The sequence below is a fragment of the Desulfobacterales bacterium genome (assembly GCA_030066985.1).
GTDB lineage: Bacteria > Desulfobacterota > Desulfobacteria > Desulfobacterales > JAHEIW01 > JAHEIW01.
Genome location: JASJAN010000004.1, coordinates 101,233 through 114,369 on the forward strand (window position 1 = coordinate 101,233; position 13,137 = coordinate 114,369).

A 13,137-nucleotide genomic window follows, 5' to 3' on the forward strand; every position below is an offset into this window, starting at 1 on the left:
TTTGTGATTGATGGCAGTAACGATGGCGTTAGCGTTTTGCGTTCTTAATTGATAAAAAACTGTTGACTTTTATTTTTTAATCCGTATTGTAGCGGACTTTTGTAAGGGTGTTAAAAAATGCTGGGTTAATCAAGCGTTGCTTTGCAACACCATCCACGGCATATGATGGATTTATCACTGAAGCATAAAATAGCAACAACCAATCAAACTGTTTTACATCCGCATGAATTTGTGCGTTCTGGCAATGGAGTTGTTTACCATCTTAAGTTTTTAAATTCGATTTCCCAGACTGAGTAGCATTGAACGGCAGGGTCTTTTTCGTCTCTGCCGATTTTTTTTCTTTAAAGGAGATAAATTATGTATTTTGAAGCCGTTTTTCAACCGTCAAGTGAAAGTGAATATGATGCTAGCGCCACCGAATTTGTGGGCAAAAAAGTCGCCGTTCAAGAAGGCTGGATCCTGGAAGAAGGCCCTCACAAAGGTCAGCAATGCTTTTATATGCCCAACTCAACCGTTGGCTGCATTCCCGCCAGTGATCTGCAAGAGATCAAAAGCGTGCCCTACGTCCAGTGGCGAGACACACATGAGATGATCGGATTGGGCGCATAAAGTCGTATATTTTTCTCCAGTCGCGGCTATGAATGGATTCAATTTCAAATCATAAAGCACAATCACTATGGTTTCGGGTGTCAGTGTTCAGGTGTCAGTAAGCAAATGATTTACGGTAAAATAAAGTTTCGTCTGCTTTTTTCGTCATCTGCATTTTGTATTCTTTAGTTTGACCAACTTGCCCTGATACCAGAAACTTAACACTGAATCTGCCAATGGCGGAAGTTTTGAATCCTGACACCTGAACACTGACACTATTTTTTTGCTGACACCTGCCTGCCAGGCCGTAGCTTTCCAAGCGAAGGCTGGACACCTATAAACCTGCCTTCCTTACTTTTGGGTTGACACCACATGACAATATTTCTTAGTGGTGATACCATCGATTTAAAAGGTTCCAATCAAGCTCCCCTCAATACGCTTCGGATTCGGCCAGATGTGTTTAGGCCGGCAACGAAGATATCAATGCATGGCACCTTATCAGAAAAAGGAGCTGCACATGGATCTTATTGTCAGAAATGCCCGCCTGGCGGATAGGGAAAAACTGGTCGATCTGGCTGTTCGGGCCGGTACTTTTGCTGAAATAGGTCCCGGACTCAAGATCCAGGCCCAAACCGAAATTAATGCCGACGGACATCTGGTCTGCCCGCCCTTTATCGATCCGCATTTGCATCTGGATGCCGCGCTGACCGCTGGAATCCCACGCTACAATATCAGCGGCAGCCACCCGGAAGGTATCCAGGTATGGGGTGAATATAAAAATGCCTATCCCCAATTTGAAGATTTTAAAGATCGCGCGCGGCGAGCTATTGAGTGGGAAGTTGCCCAGGGCACGCTTTACATCCGCACCCATATCGATATCTGCGACCCCGGCCTGACGGCTCTAAAATACATGCTACAGCTGAGGGAAGAAGTCAGCGATATCGCCGAAATCCAGATCGTGGCCTTTCCGCAGGACGGCATCCTTTCCTATTCCAAGGCACCGGATTTGTTACGCGAAGCCTTAACGCTGGGCGCCGATCTGGTCGGCGGCATCCCCCATTGTGAATGGACCCGGGAAGATGGCGTTGCATCCATCGGTATCGTCTATGCGCTGGCGGAAGAATTTGACCGTATGATCGACGTGCATTGTGATGAAACCGATGATGAACATTCGCGTTTTCTTGAAGTGCTGGCCTCTGAGGCAATCAAACGCGGTTTTGAACATCGCGTCTCAGCCGGCCATACCACCGCCATGCACTCCTATAACAACGCTTATGCATTTAAACTTCAGGGTTTGTTGAGTCGCGCCGGAGTGAATATTATCGCCAATCCTTTTGATAACACGGTGCTGCAGGCGCGCTTTGACACCTACCCGAAACGCCGCGGCATAACGCGGGTCAAGGAACTACTGGCCGCCGGCATCAATGTCAGTCTGGGCCACGATTCCATTATGGATCCCTGGTATCCGCTGGGTAAAGGCGATATGCTGGCGGCGGCCCAGCTGGCCATCCATGTTTGTCATATGTCGGGCTTTGACGAAATGCAGCAGATGTTTGATACGATTACCATCAATTCGGCCAAAACCTTCGGTATCGCCGATTCCTATGGTATTGCGCCCGGTTGCCGGGCTGATTTTGTCATTTTGGATGCCCGCAGCGTGCTGGATGCGCTGCGCCTGTGCCCGGCGCGTTTAACGGTGGCCAAATCCGGCCGTGTGGTGGCTGAAACCCAGCCGTCACAGAGCCGGATTCAGTATGGCAAAGAGCAAAAACCGATTGATTTCCAATATCATCGTTAGATACGTTATCCATTTTGCTAGCAAATGTCGAATTAGGATCTTGGAGGTGCCTTTTGCTATCAGCGATATCTTAGTTATAGGCAAAAACGCTCACCGGCGCCCTATATTTGGGATTCTCGATACCATGCATTTTGAGCTGCGTTTTGCTGCTGGAATCCCAAATATGAGGGCCACGGTGCGGTGGAATTGATATCGCTGCAGGCAAAAGGACATCTCTGAGATCCCATCGAATTTTCATTTCAAATAACCCATATCAAAAGGACTGTCGCATGCAAAAAAGCACCCGTTGCGTTCACAGTGGTACCGCCAAAGACCCCCTTACCAGAGGCCTTAACACACCCATCTTTACCTCCTCGTCTTTTGAATATCTGGATACCGACCACAACGTGTATCCACGCTACTTTAACATTCCCAATCAAAAAGCGGTGGTCGACAAACTCTGCGCCCTGGAAAATGCCGAAGACGGCCTGCTGTTCAGCTCGGGCATGGCGGCCATCAGCACGGCCATGCTGGCCTTTCTCGGCAGTGGCGATCACGTTGTGCTGCAAAAAGATATTTACGGCGGCACCCATCATTTTGTAACCGCAGATTTTAAGCGCTTCGGCATCGAATTTACCTTTGTTAGCAATGAGGCTGACGACATTGAAAAAGCGGTCACAGCAAACACCAAAATCATTTACATTGAAACGCCATCCAACCCGCTGCTGCTGGTTACCGACATCGCATCTACCGCTCAAATCGCCAAACATCACAATGCGTTGAGCATCATTGACAACACCTTTGCAACGCCGATCAATCAAAATCCGCTGGATCTGGGTATCGACATTGTGGCCCACAGCGGCACCAAGTATCTGGGCGGCCACAGCGATTTGTGCTGCGGCGCGGTTGTCACACGCCGGGAACTCGCCGATAAAATCGCGGCAACCGCCGCTAATCTGGGCGGCAGCATGAACGCCATGACCTGTTATCTGCTGGAAAGAAGTTTAAAAACCCTGGGGGTCAGGGTCGATAAACACAACCGCAATGCCCAGATCATCGCCGAACATCTGCAAAAAGACGCACGCATTCAAAAAGTCTTTTATCCCGGTCTGGAAGACCACCCGGGACATGTGTTGGCCAAAAAGCAAATGCGCGGCTTTGGCGGCATGCTGGCATTTGAATTGGGCGGGCAGTCACCGGAACACTTCTTAAAAAACCTGAAAGTGATCACTCCGGCCCTTAGCCTCGGCGGGGTGGAAACCATTATCTGTTCACCGGCAACCACATCCCATCAGAAAATCTCTGCGGCCGAACGCGCTGAACTGGGAATTACCGACAACACCCTGCGTCTGTCGGTGGGCATCGAAGATCCGGATGACATCATTGCGGATATTGACAGGGCTTTGTCCGGTTAGAGGACGAGAATGTGGCCCATACTCGTCGTCGTTCTCGTGCTCGTCCTCGAATGTATTATCTTCAAGATATTTAATGAGCACCGTGCCATGATTTAGCAGTTGCACCCATAGGCCGACAAAACAATTGGCATCCAGGAGAAAAAACCATGAAAGCTTTGCGCGATGATCTGGTTCTGGCAGAAAGCGATCAGACGATTGTCATCGAAGGCAACCATTATTTTCCGCCGGAATCCATCAAAACAGAATATTTTCAAAAAAGCGATAAACACACCACCTGCCCCTGGAAAGGTCAGGCCAGCTATTATCACATCGTCATCGGTGATAAGGTCGAGCAGAATGCAGCCTGGTATTATCCGGAGCCCAGGGACAAGGCTAAGCAGATCAAAAATTACGTGGCTTTTTACAAAAGCGTCGTGGAAATCTCATAAAGATTGAATTTTTGATAAAATGCTGGCAATTATAGCGATCTTGCAATAGCTAGCAAACTTTCCTTTCAAGCGGCTTGCCGAACCGTGGCTGCTTGGCAATCATATTTGATTTAAACTGATAAGCTCAAAAAAATGGGGGAAAATTATGGGAATTCTATCATGGATTATTCTAGGGCTGGTTGTGGGAATTATCGCCAAATTGCTGATGCCCGGCAAGGATCCGGGCGGTATTTTTATGACCATTATCCTTGGGATTGCAGGCGCTATTGGTGGCGGTTTTATCAGCTCGGCAATCGGTTTCGGCAAGGTCACCGGCTTTGATTTTCGCAGCCTGGTCATTGCCGTCGGTGGCGCTGTACTCCTGCTCATTATTTACAGAAAGTTTAAAAAATAACGCTTGTGAAATGAAACCCATACTGAAATTCATTGTCGGACTACTCATTCTTATTATCGGTGCTGCGGATGCACCGGCCGGCGTTAAAAATCCGGATACCTTTATTTTGGCCACTTACGGTACCCTGCGTACCCTGGACCCGGCCGCTTGCTATGATACCACTGGCAGCCAGCGTATCTTGAATATCTACGAGCCCCTCATCTTTTTTGATGGATCCAAAACCGAAGCATTCATTCCCGTTTTGGCCACACAGGTCCCATCGCTTGAAAACGGCGCTATTTCAGCTGACGGGACCACCTATGTGTTTACCATCCGTAAGGGTGTTAAATTTCATAGCGGCGCTGAACTCACCCCGCAGGATGTGGCTTACTCGTTTAAGCGCAACATGATAGTGGATCCCGATGGTGGCCCCATGTGGATGCTGCTCGAGGCCCTGACCGGCAAAAATTCGACCCGCGATGAAAACGGTAAAATCTGGCCGGGTATTTTTAAAATGATCGATTATGCCATCAGCGCCACAGATGACAAGGTGATCATCCGTCTGCCCAGGCCCTATCCGCCGCTGCTGGGAATTCTGGCCAACTCTTCGTCGGTGGTTATCAATCGGCAATGGGCCATTGCTAACGGATGCTGGGACGGCCGTATCGACCAGGCGGCAAAATTCAATAACCCGGCACCTGGCCATGAGCCATTGTCAAAAGTGGCCAACGGTACCGGTGCATTTCGCTTTAAGTCCTGGGAGCCTTCCAAGCAATTCGTTTTCGAGCGCTTTGACGGATACTGGGGCACCAAGCCCAAGCTCAAAAGAACGATTGTCAAATATGTAAAAGAATGGAGCACCCGCAAGCTCATGCTGCAAAACGGCGATGCAGACCGGGTGACGGTGGACATCCCCTATGTGCCAGAAGTTAAGGCCATGCGGGGATTAAAGATCTTCAACGTGCCCCAGCTATCAGTATCATTTGCGCTTTTCTGCCAGAAAATTGATCCGACGGGCAATCCCAACATCGGCAGTGGCCGCCTCGACGGCAACGGTATTCCGTCGGATTTTTTTTCCGATATTCATGTCCGCAAAGCGTTTTTACACGCCATGGATCGCGAAACCTATCGCCAGGATGTCTTTGATAATCTGGTGATCATGCCCACCAGCCCGAACATTGAAGGGCTGCCGTATCATATAACCGTGCCACATTATGCCTTTGATTTGGATAAGGCCCGGGAGCACCTGCAGAAGGCCTGGGACGGCCGGGTATGGGACAACGGGTTCAAAATGGTGATCACCTACAATTCGGGCAATGCCATGCGCGAGGCGGCTGCGATGATGCTGTCTGAAAACATCATGTCGCTCAACCCCAAATTCAGCATTGAGATTCGAAACGTCGAGTGGAAGGATTATCTGGTTGAATATCGCAGCTATCGATACCCGATTTTTATAACCGGCTGGGCAGCCGATTATGCGGACCCCCATAACTTTTTACACACCTTTATGCACTCACGAGGGGTTTACGGCAGATTTATGGCATACAAAAATGATACCGTCGACCGGCTGTGTGAGGCTGGTATTGTCACGGTTGAACCGGATAAACGCGCTGAAATATACACCCGTCTGCAGCATCTGTGGTACGAAGAAGCCATCGGTATCCCGCTGTACCAGCAGATCAATATCCGTGCATACCGCGATTGGGTGGACGGCTATGTGCCCAATGCCATGCTCACCGATGCCTGGGAAGATCTTAAACGCCTCCAAAAATAAAGATCCCGCGATAACGCGGGATCTTTTTAATTTTCGATTCGTCAGTGGTGCCTGAAGTTGACGAGCAGAACCTGCCCGTTAGCCAGGCCGTCAGCCGATCACCTTAAAATTCAGCACCAGATTCTTATGCCTAATTTGCTGACCGGCGCGGGTAAGCATACCGGGCTGGTAGCCGCTGGCTTCCCAGGCACTGATCCAGTAATCCACTATTTCATTGACCGCAACATTATAGAGCCTATCGGTAATTTCGCGTTTCATGCGTTGGCGGCAAGGCAGGCGATAATCTTTGATCAGGCCGTCAATATGAGGTTTTACACTGACCGTATCAACCCGCTGGAAGCCATCGTACTCCACCTTTTCCGGTATCAGATGCGCAGGTGTCTTGTAATCATCCGGAGAAATCGTTTCGGCCAGAAAGCAGGCCAGCACGCCAAAGGCATGAGCGGTATTAAAATCTTCATGTCGGCCGTCTTTTAAATCCTTGATCAAATTCTGGTAAACCATCTCTGTATCATAGGGATTAATCGAATATGGGCTGTGACGGTGTCTTTCCTTAAAATGCATCCCGGCCGAGACCGTCTCCATATTGCTGAGCAGGTATTCTTTGAGCTCCGGAGGAGAAAATTCAATGGCATCATAGACCAGCTGGTCGCGGGTCAATGATTTAAAGGCAAGACCATTGCCCGGATATGACACAATGACGGCCAGCGCCAGGAAAAATAGTATTTTAAATAATTTCGAGTACATAACAATACTCTCCTTTGTTAAAAGCGTTGGTGGCACTCTGAATGTAAACTGTTGATAATGTTATTTTATTTTATCGGCCAAAATCATAAAAACTTTAAAAAATCCCTGTTTTTTATTTAAGGCTTTTCATTGGCGCCCAGTTGTGTTACACAGTGGTAACTTTATTGGCTGATGATGCTGGATGCAGACAGCTAAATAGCATTTTTTTTCTTACGAGCAGCGTTGATGACGAACAAATCCATATCACCACTGAGTAGATAGGAAGATCCTGCATGCTACCATCAAAAGCCCTTGCCAAGACCACCCATCGTATCGCATTTGCGGTCATACTGTCCGCCGGGATTCTTTTTTCGACAAATGCCTGCACCGTCAAAGTGCGCCCCATTGAACCCGGCACCATCCCCAAAATAGATGCCATGGCTCCAGGCGAATCCGCATATGGTCAAAAAATATTTGACGATTTGTGCGATGATCATGAGTTGAATTCCGACCCGAAGCGCATGAATAAGCTCGTGACCATTTTTGACGAGCTAATACAGGCCGCCGAAGCCGACCACCTTCCCTGGCACCTGCATCTTTTTGACGATCCGGAAATCGTCGATGTCCGCGCAGTTCACGGCAACTATGTTTTTGTATGGTCCGGCTTTCTGGATGCCGCCCAAAACAACGATGAGATCGCCGCCGTCATGTCTTGTGAAATTGCCCACGTGCTGGCCCGGCATACGTATCCGGTGGAATTTACCCTGTGGACAGATGTATTTTTTGATGTGGCCGAATTGGCCACCAGCATTGCCATCCTGCAGGCCACTCAGGGTGCGGTGATGATTTCAGGCCGGGGCTGGATGAAATGGGCCTATGTCGAGCTGGCAGATCTGGATGCGCTTGACCGCGAATACAATTTAAAAGAGGAGCAGGAAGCGACGGAAATTGCGATGCTGATTATGGAGCGTGCCAAGTACTCACCGGATGCGATGCTCACATTCTGGCAGCGTATTGAAGAGGACGAAGCCCTGCGCAAAAAGGCAAAGCCGCTCAAACGCGATCTTTCTGCGCTGGAGCGCACTAAACTGATAGAAGAGCTGTTACCGCAAACGGCAGCACAGCCGCAGACATCACCTCAGAAACAACCCCACATCCCGGACGAAATGCAATCCAGCCAGCGCGACTTTAATTCCGTAAAACGCACCGTTCAATGATGTCCGGTCGATACCGTCATCGTAACTGACGTCTTTTTTGTGAATTTTATGATGTGATGCGGATTTCTGCCCCTGAAGAAATGGGTTTATTTGGGGCGGGGCTAAAGATGAGCGCTCAGACTTCCTAGCCCCTGCTTTGGGGCAGAATAATAGGCCAATTTGAGCAACTAAATGCACAAGGCGGCTCGCGCTAGCTAAAGCCGCCTTTTCAATAGCTGAAGTTTTTTTCGAACCGGTCGATTTCAACATTGAAAGTTTTTAAGAGGGAGGCGCGCCGACACCACCGCCGAATCAGGCAAGGACATGAAGCACACAAACATGGGCATAAGAGGGTAATGCGAACCACTTATTTACCCCAAATATGCCCATCACCTCTGCTAAAATTTGGGATTTGTTACCCTCTTTGCAGTTGGAGGCGACCGTTTCGGTTTCATGGTCAAATTTCACCTGACAGTCGTATTTTTTCGCGATGCTGTTAATAATCTTGGATATGATTTCAATGTTGTAATTGATTTTTACGATTCTGAATGCGTCCATTTTTCCACCCCCGGGATGCCTTATGGTGTTCCCGGAGCGTATTGTGTTTTTAAACTTGTTTAGATCAAAACCTGTGCCATATTAGAGTCGATTCCTATTTTGGCGATGTATTTTAGACCTGTTAATTTTAACCTTTTGTAATTATTTTAAATAAATCATCGGCCGCACCGGCCGTGTCGGCAGATGGGGTTTTAGCCCTGAAGACCATTCGGCGTCTCATGGGCAAATGCCGCATAAAATTCTTCCGGACAGGCAAGTGCCCCACGATTTCCCACGGAAATGACTTGCCGTTTCAAATGCCGTTCCTATTTTTAGACAATAGTCCATCACCCTTCTTGAACGCCATTGCATTGCAGACACATAGGAGGTTTGATATGCGGTACAAACTTTTGGGGAAAAGCGGTTTAAGGGTTTCTGAGCTTTGTCTGGGAACCATGACCTTTGGAGACGATTGGGGCTGGGGGTCATCAAAAAACGAAAGCCGGTCAGTGTATGATGCGTTTGTGGAATCCGGCGGAAATTTCATTGACACCGCAGATCTTTACACCAACGGCACCAGCGAAAGTTTTTTAGGTGAATTCATGGCATCCGATCGTGAGCGCATCGTGCTGGCCACCAAATATACCAACACCGCTCCCGGCAGCGATCCCAACGCCGCAGGCAATCAGCGCAAAAATATGATGCAGTCCGTCGAAGCCAGCCTGCAGCGACTCAAAACAGACTATATCGATCTTTACTGGCTGCACGTTTGGGATTTTACGACACCCGTAGAAGAGGTCATGCGCGCTTTTGACGATCTGGTGCGCCAGGGAAAGGTTTTGTATATCGGCATTTCGGATGCACCGGCCTGGATAGTTGCCCGGGCCAACATGCTGGCCGAATTGCGTGGCTGGACCTCGTTTGTCGGTCTGCAGATTGAGTACAGCCTGATTGAGCGCACCTCGGAGCGAGAACTGTTGCCCATGGCCCGCGAACTGGATCTTGGTGTTACGGCGTGGTCGCCGCTGGCCGGCGGACTGCTGACCGGCAAATACGCGCCCGACGCAAATTCGGACGGTGCAGAAAAGCGGCTGGAACATCCCATGATGGCGCCGCTGGTTGATATCGATGAGCGCAAACAGGCCATTGCCGCAACAGTGGCAGAGATTGCGGATGCGATCGGTAAGACGGCGGCCCAGGTGGCCCTGAACTGGCTGCGTCAGCAGCCCGGTGTGGTGATTCCAATTATTGGTGCGCGTCGTTTGTCCCAGTTAAAAGACAATCTGGCCTGCGTAGAGTTCTCTCTTGACGAAGAACACCTGCAAAGACTCAACGATGTCAGCCGGATTGAACTGGGCTTTCCCCATGATTTCTTCACAAATGAGCTGGTGCAAAATTTTGCTTTTGGCGGCATGCGGGACTTGATTGATAACCATCGACAATTTTAAGCGGTTTGCTTGGCCTTGCGCTTTAAGGCCACCACACAGCCCTTGAGTCTTTGAATTTTTTCTTCAAGACCGGAGGTCACGTATTGCTCGGCAACATCATCGGGCATAAACAACCACGCCGGAGCGGTGCCGACCGACTCGGTAATGGTGTCAATATTGGGTGAACGCTCACCATAAACCCGGATCAAATGCGCCCTTGTCTGATCATTCCAGGCAGCGTATTCTTTTGATTGAATGGGTTGATTCAGCAACATCTGCTCTGCGGCTTCAATCTGCCGGGTCAGTAATTGAACGCCGGATGCCGGATCGACGGGGTCAACTGAATTTTGGGAATCATTGGGATTCTGCATGGCTGCTTTTCTCCTTGTACCAGGTCATAAAATAATGGATAGAAGCAGATGGTTAAAGTTCGACCCCCTTGCTCTTTGTGCATAGGGTGAGCATAAGGTCCCACCGGTGGCATCGCACTTAGGCTAGAAACCGTCTGCGACAGTCATCCGCACATTTTTCAAAATCGAACGGGCAAACCGGGGTGCCATCTGATTTTTCATAACACAGTTTGCTTGCTAAGTAGCATTCTTCAATGCAGTCTTCAAAGACCGCTTTTTTGGCATTATTTTCTTCAGGCATGGACCCATCCTCCAGAGTTGTTGTGGCTACAAGCGCCGGCCAGCTTGGATATGATCGCCACGAGCGGCAAATAGCAGGTACGCGGTTCCCAATTGTTGCGGGTGAACCCAATCACGATCATAAGTTCAACGAATTAAGTGATGGGCCTTTGTGATATATATTGAATAAATTATAGGGTAAGCATTTTGGAACGATTTTCCAGATGTTTCCTTTTTAAAATGGCTTTTAATTGAAACTTGAGGTGAGCCTGTCTTTTACAATATCCTTTTGCGAGTCTTTCCAGCCATAGACCGATTGTAAAAAAAGTCTGCATTCATCACAAAAACGAAGACCGCGACCATCCACAATCGCCCGCACATAGCCCCGATACCCAAACTTATTAAACTCGCCTCTACTCATAGGACATAAGGATCCATCCGGCGCCGGCCTAAAGGATGCGTGATCGGTCAATCCAAAATTATGACCGACTTCGTGCAGGGCCACTTTGGTGGTGCGATCAATCAGCAGGTCGATTTCTGCCTCGGAACCGATATGGTCGGGTGTTAGTTTTTTGGTTGAAACAACCGCAACATCATTATTGGGATTTTTCCCGCCGAGAATGGAGTTATAAAATTCATCGTCATCATCTATTTTGAGATCCGCATCGGTAATCCCCAGCGTGTTTCCTATGTATTCTTCACCCAGGATCAGCGTCAGCAGCCGCGCATCGATGCTGTCTATCATGGGCGATTCATGATGGGCTAAATCAATCTCACCGATGATACCGTGAAAAGATGCCAGCAAACCATTACCGATCTCTTTAAGACTGCTGATGGTAATGTGACTGCCAATCCGAACCAGGTTTAATTTAGAGTTAGCTGCAAGCATTTTTATCTCTTTGATTTCTTTTGAACCCCAGCCGGTAGATATATATAAAATGCGGTGCCGCGCCCTTTTTGGGACTCCACATTAATATAACCATCGTGGCTCTTTACGATCCCATAAACCGATGCCAATCCAAGACCGGTGCCTTTGCCGGTTTTTTTGGTTGTAAAAAAGGGATCAAAGATCCGGTGCTGAATTTTTTTGTCGATCCCCATGCCTTTGTCCGAAACCGTGATCTTAAGGTATTTCCCCGGTTTCGGCTCATAAAGATGGCTTTTGATATCCCGGTGGGTCACATTTTTGGTTTTAAGAAGTATATCCCCCCCATCCGGCATTGCGTCTGCTGCATTAATATAAAGATTTAACAGCATATGTTCTATCTGGCCCTGGTCGGCTTCAATGGTATGCGGCCGCTGGGTAAAATCTTTGTAGATAGTGATTTCCTTTTTCATTTTTTGAAATGTGTGAGAGGTCTTTTCAATAATTTCGTTGATCGCAATTGCTCTGGAGCGATACCTTCCCTTGCGCGCATAACCCATCAACTGCTGGGTGAGTTCAGCGCCTTCCTCAACGGCGGTTTCGATTTTTGTTAAATCCTCGTAATGGGGATGCTTAGCGTCGATATCCATCAGCAGCAATGATGCGTGCCCCTGGATACCCATCAAAAGGTTGTTAAATGCATGCGCAATCCCGCCTGCCAGAGTGCCGATGGCTTCCAGGCGGGCCGTAAACTGGAGCTGAGCGTCCAGTTTTCTTTTTTGGGTAATATTGCGGACAAAATTTAAAGTGGCTGGCTGCCCTTTCCAGAGAATCCGCACCGCAGTGTGCTCCACCCATATTTGCCTGCCCTTTTTGCTGATAACCCTGAAAGAATGGGTGACCGGGACTTTTCCACCTTTTAATTTTTTCTGATGACGCTCAAGCACCAGAGCTTTGTCTTTAGGGTGAATGAGCTCGGCAATTGCTGTGGTGGATAACTCCTCATCGCTGTAGCCCAGAACCGTTTTCGCGCGTCGATTGGCAAATCGAATCAGGTTGTCCTGAATGATGAAAATGGCATCCCGGGCTTTATTAAACATAAGCTTATACTGCTGCTCCAACTCGCGAAGCTCCGCTTCTGTTTTGATCCGCTGCTGCAATTCTTCTTCGAGCGCTTTGATTCTGTCCGTTAATTCTTTGGTTGTCGGGTGTTTATCCATTAAAGGCGCGTCCATTTTCACGGGTTGCCCGGTAGATTTATTGCGTTTTTGCGTTCCTTGATGCTGCATCATCTTCTCATGCCTTATTTAGGTTCTATATATTATAATATCGGCCGTTTAGTGGAAAAAGATAAGCTATATTCCTGTATACGAAAATAATTGCCAGGATTTGAACAGGCAAG

The 13,137-nt window shown here is 48.5% G+C and carries 14 protein-coding genes; 8 read left to right on the forward strand and 6 right to left on the reverse strand.

All coding sequences use genetic code 11. The features are described 5' to 3' along the window. Positions 1-357: 357 nt before the first annotated feature. From QNJ26_03290 to QNJ26_03315, 6 genes are all read left to right on the forward strand, one after another. A complete protein-coding gene (locus QNJ26_03290) occupies positions 358-609 on the forward strand; it encodes a hypothetical protein (protein MDJ0984545.1) in 252 nt (83 codons plus the stop codon). Between the two features lie 496 nt (positions 610-1,105). Beyond that, positions 1,106-2,386: a cytosine deaminase gene (locus QNJ26_03295; GenBank protein MDJ0984546.1), complete on the forward strand. Its 1,281-nt coding sequence runs from the start codon at positions 1,106-1,108 to the stop codon at positions 2,384-2,386. A gap of 269 nt (positions 2,387-2,655) precedes the next feature. After that, entirely contained in the window at positions 2,656-3,780 is a 1,125-nt protein-coding gene (locus tag QNJ26_03300; GenBank protein MDJ0984547.1) for a PLP-dependent aspartate aminotransferase family protein, read from the forward strand. A 146-nt stretch (positions 3,781-3,926) separates the two neighbouring features. After that, complete coding sequence (locus QNJ26_03305; protein MDJ0984548.1) at positions 3,927-4,208, forward strand: DUF427 domain-containing protein; 282 nt, start codon at positions 3,927-3,929, stop codon at positions 4,206-4,208. 145 nt (positions 4,209-4,353) lie between these two features. Then, positions 4,354-4,602 (forward strand): GlsB/YeaQ/YmgE family stress response membrane protein, encoded by a 249-nt coding sequence (locus QNJ26_03310; GenBank protein ID MDJ0984549.1) that lies wholly within the window; start codon positions 4,354-4,356, stop codon positions 4,600-4,602. Between the two features lie 10 nt (positions 4,603-4,612). Beyond that, positions 4,613-6,355 (forward strand): ABC transporter substrate-binding protein, encoded by a 1,743-nt coding sequence (locus tag QNJ26_03315; protein ID MDJ0984550.1) that lies wholly within the window; start codon positions 4,613-4,615, stop codon positions 6,353-6,355. 90 nt (positions 6,356-6,445) lie between these two features. Here QNJ26_03315 and QNJ26_03320 read toward each other — a convergent pair whose 3' ends face one another. Next, a complete protein-coding gene (locus QNJ26_03320) occupies positions 6,446-7,102 on the reverse strand; it encodes a hypothetical protein (protein MDJ0984551.1) in 657 nt (218 codons plus the stop codon). 272 nt (positions 7,103-7,374) lie between these two features. Here QNJ26_03320 and QNJ26_03325 point away from each other — a divergent pair, with 272 nt between their 5' ends. After that, a complete protein-coding gene (locus tag QNJ26_03325) occupies positions 7,375-8,298 on the forward strand; it encodes a M48 family metalloprotease (GenBank protein ID MDJ0984552.1) in 924 nt (307 codons plus the stop codon). Positions 8,299-8,589: 291 nt separating this feature from the next. Here the strand turns inward: QNJ26_03325 and QNJ26_03330 are convergent, their stop codons facing one another. Then, positions 8,590-8,835: a hypothetical protein gene (locus QNJ26_03330; GenBank protein MDJ0984553.1), complete on the reverse strand. Its 246-nt coding sequence runs from the start codon at positions 8,833-8,835 to the stop codon at positions 8,590-8,592. Between the two features lie 374 nt (positions 8,836-9,209). Here QNJ26_03330 and QNJ26_03335 point away from each other — a divergent pair, with 374 nt between their 5' ends. Then, on the forward strand, positions 9,210-10,262 hold the full coding sequence (locus QNJ26_03335; protein MDJ0984554.1) for an aldo/keto reductase: 1,053 nt from the start codon (positions 9,210-9,212) through the stop codon (positions 10,260-10,262). On the opposite strand, the gene QNJ26_03340 is transcribed toward QNJ26_03335, so the two are convergent. From QNJ26_03340 to QNJ26_03355, 4 genes are all read right to left on the reverse strand, one after another. Continuing rightward, entirely contained in the window at positions 10,259-10,612 is a 354-nt protein-coding gene (locus QNJ26_03340; protein MDJ0984555.1) for a hypothetical protein, read from the reverse strand. The genes QNJ26_03335 and QNJ26_03340 overlap by 4 nt on opposite strands. A 118-nt stretch (positions 10,613-10,730) precedes the next feature. Further along, the gene (locus tag QNJ26_03345; protein MDJ0984556.1) at positions 10,731-10,892 is read right to left on the reverse strand and encodes a hypothetical protein; all 162 of its coding nucleotides are present in this window, start codon (positions 10,890-10,892) and stop codon (positions 10,731-10,733) included. A 225-nt stretch (positions 10,893-11,117) separates the two neighbouring features. Next, entirely contained in the window at positions 11,118-11,759 is a 642-nt protein-coding gene (locus QNJ26_03350; GenBank protein MDJ0984557.1) for a hypothetical protein, read from the reverse strand. A 2-nt stretch (positions 11,760-11,761) separates the two neighbouring features. Beyond that, the gene (locus QNJ26_03355) at positions 11,762-12,955 is read right to left on the reverse strand and encodes a PAS domain S-box protein (protein MDJ0984558.1); all 1,194 of its coding nucleotides are present in this window, start codon (positions 12,953-12,955) and stop codon (positions 11,762-11,764) included. Between the last annotated feature and the right edge of the window lie 182 nt (positions 12,956-13,137).